Annotated in this window: 16 protein-coding genes; 3 read left to right on the forward strand and 13 right to left on the reverse strand. The window is 47.0% G+C overall.

Features of this window, described 5'->3' with window-relative positions; genetic code table 11:
* Window positions 1-18: 18 nt before the first annotated feature.
* Window positions 19-831 (reverse strand): nucleoside triphosphate pyrophosphohydrolase, encoded by an 813-nt coding sequence (gene mazG / locus EV212_RS05725; protein ID WP_132090231.1) that lies wholly within the window; start codon window positions 829-831, stop codon window positions 19-21.
* Between the two features lie 260 nt (window positions 832-1,091).
* Between mazG and larC the strand changes: the two genes are divergently transcribed.
* Genes larC through EV212_RS05740 form a run of 3 tightly spaced genes read left to right on the forward strand, consistent with a single transcriptional unit; the run spans window position 1,092 to window position 4,024 of the window.
* A complete protein-coding gene (larC, locus tag EV212_RS05730) occupies window positions 1,092-2,561 on the forward strand; it encodes a nickel pincer cofactor biosynthesis protein LarC (RefSeq protein ID WP_132090234.1) in 1,470 nt (489 codons plus the stop codon).
* Window positions 2,558-3,352, forward strand: a complete 795-nt coding sequence (gene larE, locus EV212_RS05735; RefSeq protein WP_132090236.1) for an ATP-dependent sacrificial sulfur transferase LarE — start codon at window positions 2,558-2,560, stop codon at window positions 3,350-3,352. The genes larC and larE overlap by 4 nt, the downstream gene beginning before the upstream one ends.
* 51 nt (window positions 3,353-3,403) lie before the next feature.
* The gene (locus tag EV212_RS05740) at window positions 3,404-4,024 is read left to right on the forward strand and encodes a superoxide dismutase (protein ID WP_132090239.1); all 621 of its coding nucleotides are present in this window, start codon (window positions 3,404-3,406) and stop codon (window positions 4,022-4,024) included.
* A gap of 93 nt (window positions 4,025-4,117) precedes the next feature.
* Here EV212_RS05740 and EV212_RS05745 read toward each other — a convergent pair whose 3' ends face one another.
* The 12 genes from EV212_RS05745 to EV212_RS05800 all read right to left on the reverse strand — a co-directional run bounded on the left by EV212_RS05745 (window position 4,118) and on the right by EV212_RS05800 (window position 14,540).
* Window positions 4,118-4,345 (reverse strand): hypothetical protein, encoded by a 228-nt coding sequence (locus tag EV212_RS05745; RefSeq protein WP_243115474.1) that lies wholly within the window; start codon window positions 4,343-4,345, stop codon window positions 4,118-4,120.
* Window positions 4,346-4,360: 15 nt separating this feature from the next.
* Entirely contained in the window at window positions 4,361-5,281 is a 921-nt protein-coding gene (locus EV212_RS05750) for a nucleotidyltransferase family protein (RefSeq protein ID WP_132090242.1), read from the reverse strand.
* Between the two features lie 12 nt (window positions 5,282-5,293).
* On the reverse strand, window positions 5,294-5,698 hold the full coding sequence (locus tag EV212_RS05755) for an ACT domain-containing protein (protein WP_132090245.1): 405 nt from the start codon (window positions 5,696-5,698) through the stop codon (window positions 5,294-5,296).
* A gap of 160 nt (window positions 5,699-5,858) precedes the next feature.
* Window positions 5,859-6,536: a V-type ATP synthase subunit D gene (locus EV212_RS05760; RefSeq protein ID WP_132090248.1), complete on the reverse strand. Its 678-nt coding sequence runs from the start codon at window positions 6,534-6,536 to the stop codon at window positions 5,859-5,861.
* Window positions 6,537-6,564: 28 nt separating this feature from the next.
* Window positions 6,565-7,938, reverse strand: a complete 1,374-nt coding sequence (locus tag EV212_RS05765; protein WP_132090251.1) for a V-type ATP synthase subunit B — start codon at window positions 7,936-7,938, stop codon at window positions 6,565-6,567.
* The gene (locus tag EV212_RS05770; protein ID WP_132090254.1) at window positions 7,939-9,705 is read right to left on the reverse strand and encodes a V-type ATP synthase subunit A; all 1,767 of its coding nucleotides are present in this window, start codon (window positions 9,703-9,705) and stop codon (window positions 7,939-7,941) included.
* Between the two features lie 20 nt (window positions 9,706-9,725).
* Window positions 9,726-10,046 (reverse strand): V-type ATP synthase subunit F, encoded by a 321-nt coding sequence (locus tag EV212_RS05775; protein WP_132090257.1) that lies wholly within the window; start codon window positions 10,044-10,046, stop codon window positions 9,726-9,728.
* Window positions 10,039-11,010 (reverse strand): V0D/AC39 family V-type ATPase subunit, encoded by a 972-nt coding sequence (locus EV212_RS05780; protein WP_132090260.1) that lies wholly within the window; start codon window positions 11,008-11,010, stop codon window positions 10,039-10,041. The genes EV212_RS05775 and EV212_RS05780 overlap by 8 nt, the downstream gene beginning before the upstream one ends.
* Window positions 11,011-11,040: 30 nt before the next feature.
* Window positions 11,041-11,634 (reverse strand): V-type ATP synthase subunit E, encoded by a 594-nt coding sequence (locus EV212_RS05785; RefSeq protein WP_132090263.1) that lies wholly within the window; start codon window positions 11,632-11,634, stop codon window positions 11,041-11,043.
* A gap of 53 nt (window positions 11,635-11,687) precedes the next feature.
* Complete coding sequence (locus EV212_RS05790) at window positions 11,688-12,161, reverse strand: V-type ATP synthase subunit K (protein WP_132090266.1); 474 nt, start codon at window positions 12,159-12,161, stop codon at window positions 11,688-11,690.
* On the reverse strand, window positions 12,158-14,182 hold the full coding sequence (locus EV212_RS05795; RefSeq protein ID WP_132090269.1) for a V-type ATP synthase subunit I: 2,025 nt from the start codon (window positions 14,180-14,182) through the stop codon (window positions 12,158-12,160). Before EV212_RS05795 ends, EV212_RS05790 begins: the two co-directional genes overlap by 4 nt.
* A gap of 49 nt (window positions 14,183-14,231) precedes the next feature.
* Window positions 14,232-14,540 carry a hypothetical protein gene (locus tag EV212_RS05800; protein WP_132090272.1) on the reverse strand — a complete coding sequence of 103 codons (309 nt, stop codon included), beginning with the start codon at window positions 14,538-14,540 and terminating at the stop codon, window positions 14,232-14,234.
* Window positions 14,541-14,607 lie beyond the last annotated feature (67 nt).

The raw sequence follows: 14,607 nt of genomic DNA on the forward strand, positions 1-14,607 counted from the left end.
CTCCTTGAATTTCCTTTTCTAAATATCACTATCTTTTAAATGTTTAATTTCATTCCATAATTCATCCATCTCACCGATAGTCATATGTTTGAGCTTTAACCCCTGCTTTTCAGCAGTTCCCTCAATATATTCAAATCTATTTATAAACTTTTCCGTTGCATTTGTCAAGGCATTTTCAGCATTTACGTCTAAAAAGCGGGACAAATTGACCGCCGAAAACATTAAATCTCCAAATTCCTCAAAGACAGCTTCCTGCCGGCCTTTTTCTGCAGCATCCAGCACCTCCTGCAGTTCCTCTGCAACTTTATCTGCCGCCTGATGATAGTCTTCAAAATCAAATCCCACCCTGGCCGCCTTTTTCTGAACCTTCGCCGCCCGAATATTGGCCGGAAGCGCTCTGGCTACCCGGCGCATTCCTTCAGAGATCGTCTGTTCATCCTTCTCTTTCTGCTTAATGGCTTCCCAGTTATCCAAAACCTGTTCCGGTGTATCCGCTTTGACTGTACCAAAGACATGGGGATGGCGGTGAATCATTTTCTCTGAAATGCCCTGAATAACGTCTGACATCGTAAAACGTCCTTCCTCTTCGGCGATCCGCGCATGCATAACGATGTGAAGAAGCACATCTCCCAGTTCTTCACAGAGATTATGGTCATCTCCCGTCGCCTGATAAATATCAATTCCTTCCACCACCTCATAGGCCTCTTCGAGCATGCCGTCTCGCAGACTTTCATGGGTCTGTACCTGATCCCAGGGACACCCGTCCTTCGCCCGAAGCCGGGCAATGATGTTTTGAAAATCTTCAAATGTATATGTTGTCTTATTTTCCATGTTCTTCTACTCCCCTGCACCGGCCGGACCTTCTGCCCGGCCGCCCTCTGACAAAAACTTAAGTATATTCTATCGTGACATACGGCCTCCTGTCAAATCCTTCCTCCTTTTTTGGCAGCCACCGCCGTCGGCTGTTAAGTTGCCCTTCAGCCGATTTTATGTTAAGATTTAACCATAACTTAATCAGACAGGTATACTATATCGCGCTCCGCCAGGCTTCGCGCGACAAGGTATATATTAGCAGTAAAGGGGGAATTATTATGCGTAACAAAACTCTGTATCTGGAATGTTTCTCCGGCATCAGCGGCGATATGACGGTTGCTGCTCTGATTGACCTTGGTGTTGACCATTCCTACCTTTTAAATGCTTTAGATAGCCTGAATCTTAAAGGCTATGAAGTAAAAATATCCCGGGTCAATAAATCCGGCATTGATGCCTGCGATTTTAATGTCATCCTGGACAAAGCCCATGAAAATCATGATCATGATATGGAATATCTTCATGGCGCCGGCCAACACGGACACCATCACGACCATGAACATGAACACGGTCATGAGCATCCTCATGAACACCGGAATCTGGAAAGCATTCAGGCCATCATCAACAGCAGCGGACTCAGCCGCCAGGCAAAGGTCACAGCCCTGAAGATTTTCCAGGTCATTGCCGAAGCGGAAGCCAAAGCACATAACAAACCGTTGAATGAAGTTCATTTCCATGAAGTCGGTGCCATAGACTCCATCGTGGATATCGCCGCTCTGGCCGTCTGCCTGGACGCTCTCAAAATAAAAAATGTCATCGTCTCTGAACTGTACGAGGGGCAGGGCACGGTCCGCTGTCAGCACGGTGTTCTCCCTATTCCCGTACCGGCCGTTGCAAATATTATATCCGCTTATGAACTGCCGATGCATATCATGAACATCCATGGTGAATTTGTTACACCGACCGGAGCTGCCATTGCCGCTGCTCTCAGGACCGACCGCCAGCTTCCGGAACATTTCCGGATTCTCAAAACCGGGATCGGCGCAGGAAAGCGTGAATATGAAAGGGCAAGTATTCTTCGGGCAATGCTCATTGAAGATCTGGATAGAAAACCGGATAATGACACTCCGGAAACAGCTTCATCCACGGGTTTTGAAATCACTCTGAATACGGAAAAACGACCGGCTGCCTTTAAACCAAAGGAAAAGTCCATAGATTTTCCGAAGCGTGAGGTGGATCTGGAACCCATCTGGAAGATTGAAACCAATCTGGATGACTGCTCCGGTGAAGCAATTGCCTTCACCTTCAACCAGTTATTTGAAGCCGGCGCCCAGGACGTTTATACAACACCAATATATATGAAGAAAAACCGTCCGGCAACCATGCTGACGGTCCTCTGCCGTGAATCCCTGATTGCAAAAATGGAGGATATTATCTTCACCCATACAACGACCATCGGTCTGCGTAAATATCCGGTAGAACGCACGATTCTTCCTCGGGAAATCCGCGCCATCGAAACGCCTTGGGGTAAGGCCCACGTCAAATATACTACTTGGAAAGGTCACATTTATGCCTACCCGGAAAATGACGACGTGGCGGCAATTGCCGAAAAGAATCATCTCAGCTTCCCTGAGGTCTACGCTATAATCAAAGCCATCGCCTATGATCTCTCCGGCGGCTACGCAAGCGCCATGGCCGAACGAAAAGCCATCGACTGCAAAAAAGCCCTTCCCGAAGGTGAAAAGAAATGAAATCTTTGATCGATCATTTTATCCCCCACACGGATGAGGGAATCTGCATGGCCTTCTCCGGCGGTGTAGACAGCAGCGTGCTTCTCGCTGCTGCCTGCCGGGCCGTAAAGGCATCCAAGTCGGGCAAACCAGTTCTGGCTGTGACCTTTGCGACCCGGCTCCATCCCCACGGGGACACCGCCGAGGCTGAGGCTCTTGCCCGCTCACTGGGTGCCGCCCATCAGACCATTGAAATTGATGAGTTTTCCGACAGTCGTATCCTGACAAACCCTAAAAACCGCTGTTACCTGTGCAAATCTCTGCTCTTTCAGTCCCTCCTCCGGGTCGGACAAGATGCCGGATATCGATTTTTCTGTGAAGGCTCCAATGTGGACGACACAAAAGTTTACCGTCCGGGGCTTCAGGCTGTCCGTGAGGCCGGCGTCCATAGTCCTTTGATTGACTGCGGACTGACTAAGGCAGACATTCGCCGAATTGCTGCCGAAGCCGGACTTTCCTCTGCCGACAAGCCTTCCACACCATGCATGGCCACCCGGCTTCCATACGATACGCCCTTTGACTATGAGCTGCTCGACAGAATCCACAACGGTGAGACACGGCTTCGAAAACTAGGCTTTTATAACGTCCGTCTCCGGTTCCATGAACCGATTTTAAGAATTGAAATCGACAAAACAGATTTTAACCAATTTATGGAACAGCGTGAATCCATCATCAAAGCCATGAAAAAACTTGGCTTTAAACACATCACCCTTGATCTGGAAGGCTTTCGTTCCGGAAGTATGGATATTTAAGATACTAAATGCATATACTAACGAAAGATTATAGAACAGGAGGCTTTTATCATGAAACAAACATATCCTTTTGACCTTGTTCCTCTGCCATATGACTATGATGCTCTTGAACCTTATATGGATGCAGAGACACTTCACTATCATCATGACAAACACTTAAAAACCTACGTGGATAACCTGAATAACATTTTGAAAGATTACCCACAGTATCAGAATTGGACATTAGAAGACTTACTCACCAACCTGGATGATCTGCCGGAAGATATTCGCCAGGCCGTCATGAATAACGCCGGCGGCGTTTATAATCACCAGATGTTCTTCCGGCTGCTGCATCCTCCGGTAAACGACAATCCAATGGAGCCCTACCTCACAGAAGCATTTGGCTCCTATGAAAAGTTTGTGGAAATCATGAGTGAAAATGCTATGGGTCAGTTTGGTTCCGGTTATGCCTGGCTTACCATCAACCCGGACAAAAAGCTTGAAGTGGTCAAAACACCAAACCAGAATAATCCCATTTCCAATGGTTATATTCCCATTCTCAACGTGGATGTATGGGAACATGCCTACTATCTGAAATACAAAAATCTGAGAAAAGATTACGTGGCCAATTGGTTCCATTTGATCAATTGGAATGAAGTTTACAAAGACGCAAAAAAACATCTTGAAGCTTAAATGTTCCGATCATAGGAAAGAAAAAGCCGCGGCAGCCAGGTCCTTTTTAGAAACCTGTCTGCCGCAGCTTTTTTATGTCCTGAAAAAAATTTCTCAATTTGCCAAATCCCGGAGACTTTGAAGTAAATCCAGATCTGACTGCTGAACCCGTATATTAGATGTGATGGGTTCTTCCCCTGGTCTCGTCACAGTAATCTCGATGACCGTTCCGGCTTCAATCCCTCTTGAATATACCGCACTTAAAAATGCCGTAAACTTGGGATGATTCTCCACAAATTTATTTTTTGCACTCATGATCTTCATAATTGCCGATGGATTCATGCCCTGCGTCTCCTTCTAGCCCCAAAGGTTTGCCGGATACACGCCGTCCGCAATCAATTTCCTGAAAGCGGCCACAACGCTCTCCTTATCTTCTTTATAAGTAACACCAAACCATTTATCCTGAGTCTCAAGCACCTTTACAGAAGCCTTGCCGCTCTTGATCAACTTATCTACAATCGTCGGCAGCAAATATTCCCGTTTCACTTCACCTTCCGGAATTTCCGACAAAAATGCAGAAAAACCGGTTTCCAATTCGCTTAAAAAGTTTGGCGTAAAGCCCCACATATTCATGGATACATGCTGATCCGGTGTAATGACCATATCTGAACCATTGTCTTCATGGGCAATCGTTCCCTCCGGTGTCATCACAAGTCCACCGGTCTCCACAACCTCAGACAGATAATCCTTATCATCCACTACGCAGACACCACGGGTCACTGCACCGTTATCACTCAATGTATTCTTAAGGATAAAGCCTGCCATACACATATCATATTCTTTGCCAGTCGTACCTCCACCGATCAAATAGTCATGAACCTTCTTAAAAGCTTCTTTGCCATAATAATCATCCGCATTGATGACCGCGAAAGGCTCATGAACAACACCTTTACAGCAGAGAACGGCCTGACCGGTCCCCCATGGTTTCTTACGGTCAGCCGGCACCTTAAATCCTTCCGGAAGGTCATCCAGAGACTGGAAAACATATTCCACATCAATTACCTTCTCAATTCTCTGGCCAATGATCCTGCGAAAATCTTCTTCAATATCCTTTCTAAGGATAAAAACCACTTTGTTAAAACCTGCGGCCTTCGCATCATAAATGGAGTAATCCATAATGATTTCTCCATTTGGTCCCATCGGTTCCAACTGTTTAATGCCGCCGCCAAAACGGCTTCCGATACCGGCGGCCATGATCACTAATGTCGTATTTTTCATTGTAATATCCTCCTATAATACTGAAAATCCTCTTTCAGCAATACACATTTCTACTTCCATCACATCATCCGTCGAAATGACCATGATTGGTTTTCCAGATTCACGGTTGAAGGACAGATAAATATAATCCACACTAATATTACTATCATCCAGAGCCTGAAGAAGGTGATTCAGATTGCCGACCTCATCCTCCACCTCGACGCCAAGCACTGCCGTCAGCCGGCACAAATAACCTGCCGCTTCCAGAGCCTTAACCGTTTTCTCCGGATCCGATACGATCATTCGGATAATTCCATATTCTGCACTATCATTCGTGACAGAACCAAGAATATTGATATTTTCTTTTAACAGCACTGATGTGATTTTCTGCATCGTGCCTTTTCTATTTTCAGCATATATTGAAACCTGCTTCAGCATCTGCTTTTCCTCCTGATGATATAGTCTATTCTCTTCATTTTAGCCTTTTTCCTATATAATGTCAACAATGGGTCATGAAAAAGAACCCTTCCGAACCTGCAATATGCTCCTGAAAGTTGAACTTTCAGGGGCACACCACAAGGGTCCAAAAGGGCTCTTTCTATTCTACAACGGCTGCTGCCTGTCTTTCTTTGTAATGGTGGGCTTCTTCCAGCATCATATCTTTAACTTTCATCAGACGGATCTGGGTGGAACGTTCATTTTCATCCAGCTTCATCGTGATATATTTGATATTTGCCTGAGCCCTCGGGATAATGACATGTTCCAGTGCGTTAACGCGCCGCCGGGTTTTTTCAATCTCTGCCGACATAAGCTGGCAGGCTTTTTCTGTCTCCGCCAGTTTCAGCATATCCGGCAGAATATCTGCCAGCGATTTGACTGCATCATCCAGGTCACTGGATGTGAAGGCAAATCCATAAGAATAAATGTCATTTTCATCCGCCGTCCGGGTCTTATATTCAAAGACAGGAATATCCACACTCATGATATTTTTTTTACCTGTTTCCAGATAAACGCCCTGCTTCGGGGCCATCATCGCCGTGTGCAGTGTCTCTTCTGACATTCCGGCCTTTGCGACAACAAAATTTTTATTTGCTTCCCGGATACCGGCTTCCACCCGCTCACGCAAAGCCATATTCTCCCGAACCAGATCCAGGAATTGCCGCATCAATTCATCCCGCTTATCCTTTAAAAGCTTATGCCCTTTCGTCGCCGTTACCAGCTTTTTCTTCTGTCGGCTCAGCTCCATTCGGGTCGGGTTCACCTGCGTAGATGCCAAGTATCATCACCTCTTCTTTGTTCAGGTCTTAAAATTTACCGTAATACATATCCAGATACTCATCGTCAATACGTTTCAGCTCGCTTCGCGGAAGAATCGACAAAAGCTTCCATCCAATATTTAATGTTTCCTCAATATCCCGGTCCGTGTTAAATCCCTGAGATACATATTCCTTTTCAAACTCATCAGCAAACTTTGCATAAATCAGATCAATATCTGAAAGTGCCGCTTCTCCAAGAATGGTCATCAATTCCTTAGCGTCTTTGCCCCGGGCATAGGCCGCAAACAGCTGATTCAATGTATTGGAATGGTCTCCACGAGTCTTTCCTTCACCGATACCTTTATCTTTCAGACGGGACAGTGACGGGAGTACATCAATCGGCGGATTCACACCTTTTCTGTAAAGCTCACGGCTCAAAATGATCTGTCCCTCGGTAATGTAACCAGTCAGGTCAGGAATCGGATGGGTCTTATCATCCTCCGGCATAGTAAGAATCGGAATCATCGTAATAGATCCGATTTTTCCATTCTGACGTCCGGCACGTTCATACAGGCTGGCAAGGTCCGTATACATATATCCCGGATAACCGCGGCGGCCCGGTACCTCTTTACGGGCTGCGGAAATCTCACGCAGGGCATCCGCATAGTTTGTAATATCCGTTAAGATAACAAGAACATGCATATCCTTTTCAAAAGCCAGATATTCAGCGGCAGTCAGCGCCATACGCGGCGTTGCGATACGTTCGACCGCCGGGTCATTGGCCAGATTCATAAACAGAACGGTACGGTCGATGGCCCCTGTCTCCTTAAAGCTGTCCACGAAGAAATTGGATTCCTCGAAAGTAATACCCATAGCCGCAAACACAACGGCGAACTTTTCATCCTTACCGCGAACCTTCGCCTGTCTGGCAATCTGCGCAGCCAATGCCGCATGAGGCAGACCGGATGCAGAGAAAATCGGCAGTTTCTGTCCACGTACCAGCGTATTCAGACCATCGATGGCAGAAACGCCGGTCTGGATAAATTCATTCGGGTAACTTCTCGCCGCCGGGTTCATCGGCAGACCATTGATATCCAACCGTTTATCCGGAAGAATCTCCGGCCCATCATCGATCGGCCGGCCCATACCGTCAAATACACGGCCAAGCATATCCCCGGAAGCTCCGAGCTCCATACTTCTTCCAAGGAAACGTACTTTACTATTCGAAAGATTGATGCCGGTAGAGCTTTCAAAAAGCTGTACCAGTGCATCGGTTCCGTTGACCTCCAGAACCTTGCATCGACGTGTCTCCCCATTGGCCAGTTCAATCTCGCCCAGTTCGTCATAGGTAACACCTTCGACGCCCTTTACCAACATCAGCGGTCCGGCTACTTCTTGTATCGTTCTATATTCTTTTGGCATTTAGAAGTCCTCCCTTCCGCATACTTCTTTAATCTGTTCGTCCAGAGTATTCATTACATTCTCATACTCGGCATCCAGTTTTTCTTCAACGATGTATTTATATCGGCCAATCTGTTCACGTACCGGTATCTTGATCAGGCCCTGCACGCTGGCCCCGTTTTTCAATGCTTCCATGGACTTGTCATAATAAGCAAGCACCAGACGCATCATTAAAAGCTGTTTCTTCAATGATGTGTAAGTGTCCACATCGTGGAAAGAGTTCTGATGCAAAAAGTCCTCACGAATAGAGCGTGCCGCTTCCATCTTCAAACGGTCTGGTGCAGACAATGCATCCATACCGACCATCTGAACGATTTCATTCAATTCCGCTTCATCCTGAAGCAGCGCCATCATCCGCTGACGATCCTGCATCCATTCTTCGGATACATTTTTGTCAAACCATCCGGAAATATTATCCAAATACAGGGAATAACTGGTCAGCCAGTTAATTGCCGGGAAATGGCGCTTATAAGCCAGCGCCGAATCCAGTCCCCAGAATACCTTAACGATACGCAGTGTCGCCTGGGATACCGGCTCGGAAATATCTCCACCCGGAGGGGATACAGCGCCGATAACCGACAGGGCTCCCTCTCTGCCATCCTTACCCAGATTGATCACATGCCCTGCACGCTCATAGAACTGGGCCAGACGAGACCCCAGATAAGCCGGATAACCTTCTTCACCTGGCATTTCTTCCAGACGACCGGACATTTCTCGAAGAGCCTCTGCCCATCGGGAAGTAGAATCTGCCATCAGAGCCACCGAATACCCCATATCACGAAAATATTCGGCAATCGTTATACCAGTATAAATGGAAGCTTCCCGGGCCGCCACAGGCATATCCGATGTATTTGCGATCAGAACCGTTCGTTCCATCAGGGATTTTCCTGTTTTCGGGTCCTTCAATTCCGGAAATTCATTCAAAACGTCCGTCATCTCATTACCACGCTCGCCGCATCCAATGTAAACAACGATGTCTGCCTCCGCCCATTTTGCCAGCTGATGCTGAATAACTGTTTTACCGCTTCCAAAGGGTCCCGGTACGGCAGCTACGCCACCCTTGGCAATTGGGAAAAATGTGTCGACAACCCGCTGTCCGGTGATCAATGGCATGCTCGGCGGAAGTTTTTTCTTGTATGGACGGCCTTTACGCACCGGCCACCGCTGCATGAGCGACATCTCTTTATCACCATCGGCCGTCTCGATAACTGCTATGGTTTCTTCAACATTAAATTCTCCGGCTTTAATCTCTTTAATTCGTCCTTTGATACCATATGGAACCATGATCCGGTGCTCAACAACACTTGTTTCCTGTACGGTACCGACGATATCTCCGTTCTCGACTTCATCGCCGACTTTCACTGTCGGAACAAATTCCCATTTCAGATGACGTTTCAACGACGGCACTTCAACGCCGCGCTTTAAGTTATTGCCGGATACCTTCATAATATCATCCAGCGGACGCTGGATACCGTCATAAATACTCTTAATCAGACCAGGGCCAAGTTCTACCGACAAAGGCATTTCGGTGGACTCTACCGGTTCACCCGGTCCAAGTCCCGAAGTTTCCTCATATACCTGAATAGATGCCTCATCCCCGTGCATCTCAATAATTTCACCAATGAGCCGCTGACTGCTGACACGCACCACGTCAAACATATTGGCATCGCGCATACCTTCAGCGATAACCAGCGGTCCTGCTACTTTCTTAATTGTACCTCTACTCATTAAATGGATTCACCCACTTTCTAATTATTGCTGAAGATAATATCGGAACCAACCGCCTGCTCTACAGACTTCTTAACGCCTGCCACACCGGCACCCGTATTCCCGGATACTCCCGGAATCTGAATGATGGCCGGAAGTACCTGTTCCCGATACTTGCTTATCTCATGGGCCAGCTCCGCCGCCAGCGCCTCCGTAATATAAATTACCGCATATTCACCGGAAGCCAGCGTTTTCAGCGTGTCCTCCCCCTCCTGGACATCGGATACCGGAAATGTATCCAGTCCAAGCGCCGCAAAACCATAAATACTGTCATATGCACCGATCACTGCAATCTTATACATACATTTCCCTTACCCTTTCCCGGATAGAATCATCGGATAAGCCATTCTGCTTACAGGTAAGAATGATTCTCACCGTTTTTATTTCATTTTCCCTTGCAATCACATAAGCTACCAGAGGGCCAAGGGAAAATGGATTGGTCTTCTGTGGCTTAATGGTCTGGATAATTCGATTGTCACACCAGCGTTCAAAAGCCGAAGGCGATTCCTTCAGCGCCTCTGCTCCTGCTGCATATCCATTGCCATTCAAATATTCAATAATCGAATCCATGCCTGCCAGCGCTGCACGGGCCAGTCCGTCCACATTCAGACTGTCACAGGGAGCCATAGCACGCTGCATAAATTCTAATGACTTCGCGGTTTTTAACGCCCGTACTGCGATTTTAATATTGGCTACGGCTACGGTAGATTCGGCATAATCCCGGATGATATCATCCTTTGATGCCCGCCCCGCTTCTTTAATCGCTTCCATCGTCGCACGGTCAATAATAATATCGCATAACTGTCCATCCCCTGAATGAAGCAGCGCCTCGACTGCCTCTTCTGCTGCGGTCTGCATATTTTCAGGTAAGGCTTTATAGTCTTTTTCCTTAATGATCCGGAGCATCTCCTCCTTCGGAATCGGCGTTCCTTCATAAAAAATGTTGGCGCCGCTCTTCCCGGTACAAACCTCCTTCACCGCAGCTTTCAGATTATGAAACCAGTTTGTGTAGGATAATACATTAAACACATCCATGTCCACATGCATTTCCTCCATCGTCTCCCATATCTTTTCCCGTTCCCGCGTCAAAATCGCATCAGCATCCATCGGTACATCCGTACCGCCCCAACCTTTATCCTGCAAAAATCTGAGACAGCTCTCTACATCCTTACAGGCGATCAACTGCTCTATCGTCGACGCTGAAAACAGGGATACTTCCAAAGCACGGATTCGCGCAACCGCGTAGGTATACTGTGTTTTAGACATCACAATCCTCCTTTTATGGCGAACCGGCTTCTATAAAAACAAAATCTCATTTACTTTATCCTGAAGCTCATCTTTCTTTGCATCAAATAACGCTTTCAGGGTACAGTTTTCTTCAATGCCGCCATAGACAAGAATAAAACCATCCTCAATCGCTTTTGGTTCTTTTTTCAGAACCAGGCTCCCGCCTTTTGCCTCTGCCGCCGCCGCGATCTTTTTCTCAAAATCCTGCGGCATTCTGGCCATATCCCGGGCAGAGAAATAAATCTCGCCATTTTCCGCCAGTGCATAGGCTTTTAATATTTTTTCCATCGTCCGGAAATAGCTCTCCGTATCCGCCGTTCTCAAAGTTTCCTGAGCTTCCGCGATCACTTGGGCAATCGTCTCCTGCTTTGCCCGCAAAATCGCTGTTCGCCGCTGCTGCTCCACAGAAGATTTAACCCGGCCGTCATAATTTTCTCTCAAAAGGGCATTTTTTTCATCTGCCTCAGCTTCTATAGCCTCACAGGCTTTCTTCGCTTCCTCAAGAATCTCCCCGGCTTCCTTTTGTGCCGCTTCAAGCACCGCGGCTGCGGAGGTTTTAGCTTCTTCCAGAATCTGGTTTGTAATTTTCTCCAATCCTGTCATTCTAAAGCTCTCCTTTCTTTTCTCACACCATCACTCGCCTATTCGAAGGCCTGTCAGATAGAAAAGATGGCGAGAATAGAAACAAGCAGAGCAAGAATCGCATAGGTTTCTACCATCGCCGGCAACAGCATGGCTTTACCGAACTGTTCCGGCTTTTTAGCTACAATGCCGATAGCCGCTACAGAAGTTCTTCCCTGATGAATGGCGGAAACAAGACCAACAATACCAATTGGAAGGCAGGCCGCAAAAATCAAAAGGCCTTTTACCAGTTCCGGCTCACTTCCTCCTAAAATACCAATTCTGGAAAGGGTTACGAAAGCAACCAGAAGACCGTAAATGCCCTGTGTACCAGGCAGCAACTGCATGATCAAAACTTTGGCAAACTTACTTGGATCCTCTGTTACTACACCAGCCGCCGCCTGACCGGCCACACCAACACCGTATGCGGAACCGCATCCGGATAAAACTACTGCAAGTGCCACGCCAAGCAGCGCCCATACCGTACCATTTGTAAATAATTCACTCATATTCTTGTTTCCTCCTTAACTTCAACATACTTTGTATTCGATCGAAACGGGTGAAATTCCCTTCCACCGCCTTCAAAAAACTTTCCGAAAAATTCCACATACTGTAAACGACAGGTGTGTACATAAGCTCCCAGCAGGTTAATGCCAATATTAAATGTATGTCCTATGATGAACACGATAATAAAAATGATCGCACCCAGAACTCCGCCGCCGAACATGCTGCCCATCTGGTTAAACACGGAAGCAATAACACCTGTTGCAAGTCCCAGTGCAAGCAGACGGGAGTAAGATAACACATCACTCAGCCAGCTTGTGAGACCATATAAGTCATAGGCTCCCAGCGCAAGCCGCAGGCCCCAGTTGTTTTTCTTTCTCCGTCCGGACATCAGTAAAATACCAACAGCTCCGACGATGGCCATCCCCTTCGCCAGCAGATTCACCGGTTCCGGGAACACAATGATCATCTGTGATACAGAGGCAAATATACTGCTCGGCACCAGCATCAGCACAAGGCCGGTCAGCAGCAAAAGCCACAGGCCCACATCGCAGATACAATCCATATACTTTCCGTCCCGGATATACATATAACCTTTGAGAATCATTCCGGTATACATATGAATCAGTCCAAACAACATTGCCCATACAAGAAGCCGCATCGGTTCATCCAGCGGTACAAACCACAATGCCGGAATACCGACTTCGTGTCCGAAAAAGGTCCTCGAAACGACATTGATCGCATCGCCAAAATAACCGCCGAACATAACACCCCAGAATAAAGTAGACAAGCCGCACCAGAAAAACAATTTAATGGACTTCCGCATATTCATTCCCATCCGCGGATACTTTTTCAAAAGGACACCGCAGACTACGGACACAATGAGTCCATAGGCCGCATCTGACAGCATAAGTCCAAACAGAAATATATAAAATACTGTCATAATGGCCGTCGGATCAATCTCACCCTTCGCCGGAAATCCAAAAGAAGCCAGTACACCTTCACCAGACTCTGTAAAACTGTTATTTTTGAGAAGTACCGGGGCTTCCTCATCTTCTTTTATGTCCTCCAGTTCAACAGCCGCATCATATTTATCGGATAATTCATGGAGTATCCGCTCCCCATCCTTTGCCGGTACATATCCGCTCAATGCGAAGGTATTGGCTGTCTGCGGAAGCTTTCCAAGGACCTCATACTTCTCCGCACGCATCCGATAATAATCAGATACAAGCCGAAGATCCTGCCGACTATCTGAAAAACCGCCAATCTCCTGCTGAAGCGCCCGAATCTCTTTCTGCAGCATTTCCGCTTGCGACTGAAGTTCTTCCCGGTATAAGGTCGGAACTTTATCTACTGCCTGAGCCGGTTTTGCAAAACCTCCGGCCCGAAGCGCATCTTCCACCGTCTGAGCCTCTTTTGACAGACATATCACCGCAAGATAAGTAAAATCTCTGTCCACAGAAATGATCTCCACATCCAAAGCTTCAATCTCCGGAGCAAAACGTCCAATCATGCCATAGACTTCTTCCAGACTTATTGTCCCACTGATCGTGCCGATGAGTACGGCCGTTTTGCGTGTTCCCCGAAAACTTACCGGAACAGGTAACCCAAGCCATGGAACCAGCGCTTCCATTTGATCTTTAAGCTTTTGAACCGCTGCTGTTTTCTCTGCGACCTGCTTATCCAGGTCAACAATTTGATGCGCTGTCTCAACATATCTTTCCTGATTTTGAACAGCCGTCTCAAACAATGCCTTGTCAATCAAAGGCTTACCGGCCAGGGATGACAGCATCCCCGTCTTTTCCGGCGCATATTTCTGCAAAATATCCAGCGCCCGGTCGGCTGTCTGTGCCTGTTTCTCAAATGTGGCTCTGGAATTACTGACATCCATAGTCCTATATCCGCTGTCATCTTCCAGACGGATATCAATCTCCATGGCGCCCAGTTCCTGCAGACGTTCCAGGATTGCTTTCCTGTTCTTTTTCAACGCACACATACTGATACGCTGCATCTGCAATACTGCCATATCCACATCCCTCCTTTTCCCTTTGTTATCCCATCTATCATGTCACTAACTAAATCAGTACGGAAAGCACTGCCTGGACCGCTTCTTTCTTTTTGGGAACAACCAGTTCGTTCAGCGCGTCTATTTCCTTTTGAGCCTCCGCCGCCGCAGCCTCCAGCCGAAGACTACCCTCCTGATGCATTGCATCTGCCATTTCCTGATTTTTCAACTTCAACCTTTGAAACGTATCTTCTCTCATAACTCCGGCCCGGGCTTTCGCATCTTCCAAAATCGACGCCGCCTGGGCCTCTGCCGCTTTCATAATCTCTTCGGCTTGTGCCTCCGCATCATTCACTGATTTTAAAATATTTTCTAACACTCTCTCACCTCCTCACAAAAAATTCACTCTTTATTATTATTTGACCATTTAAAAGATTATATCACAC

The organism is Frisingicoccus caecimuris (assembly GCF_004340975.1).
Lineage (GTDB): Bacteria > Bacillota > Clostridia > Lachnospirales > Lachnospiraceae > Frisingicoccus > Frisingicoccus caecimuris.

Coding starts and splice junctions, on each gene's coding strand:
- mazG (WP_132090231.1), bottom strand. CDS start 831: ATGGAAAATAAGACAACATATACATTTGAAGATTTTCAAAACATCATT.
- larC (WP_132090234.1), top strand. CDS start 1,092: ATGCGTAACAAAACTCTGTATCTGGAATGTTTCTCCGGCATCAGCGGC.
- larE (WP_132090236.1), top strand. CDS start 2,558: ATGAAATCTTTGATCGATCATTTTATCCCCCACACGGATGAGGGAATC.
- EV212_RS05740 (WP_132090239.1), top strand. CDS start 3,404: ATGAAACAAACATATCCTTTTGACCTTGTTCCTCTGCCATATGACTAT.
- EV212_RS05745 (WP_243115474.1), bottom strand. CDS start 4,345: ATGAATCCATCGGCAATTATGAAGATCATGAGTGCAAAAAATAAATTT.
- EV212_RS05750 (WP_132090242.1), bottom strand. CDS start 5,281: ATGAAAAATACGACATTAGTGATCATGGCCGCCGGTATCGGAAGCCGT.
- EV212_RS05755 (WP_132090245.1), bottom strand. CDS start 5,698: ATGCTGAAGCAGGTTTCAATATATGCTGAAAATAGAAAAGGCACGATG.
- EV212_RS05765 (WP_132090251.1), bottom strand. CDS start 7,938: ATGCCAAAAGAATATAGAACGATACAAGAAGTAGCCGGACCGCTGATG.
- EV212_RS05770 (WP_132090254.1), bottom strand. CDS start 9,705: ATGAGTAGAGGTACAATTAAGAAAGTAGCAGGACCGCTGGTTATCGCT.
- EV212_RS05775 (WP_132090257.1), bottom strand. CDS start 10,046: ATGTATAAGATTGCAGTGATCGGTGCATATGACAGTATTTATGGTTTT.
- EV212_RS05780 (WP_132090260.1), bottom strand. CDS start 11,010: ATGTCTAAAACACAGTATACCTACGCGGTTGCGCGAATCCGTGCTTTG.
- EV212_RS05785 (WP_132090263.1), bottom strand. CDS start 11,634: ATGACAGGATTGGAGAAAATTACAAACCAGATTCTGGAAGAAGCTAAA.
- EV212_RS05790 (WP_132090266.1), bottom strand. CDS start 12,161: ATGAGTGAATTATTTACAAATGGTACGGTATGGGCGCTGCTTGGCGTG.
- EV212_RS05795 (WP_132090269.1), bottom strand. CDS start 14,182: ATGGCAGTATTGCAGATGCAGCGTATCAGTATGTGTGCGTTGAAAAAG.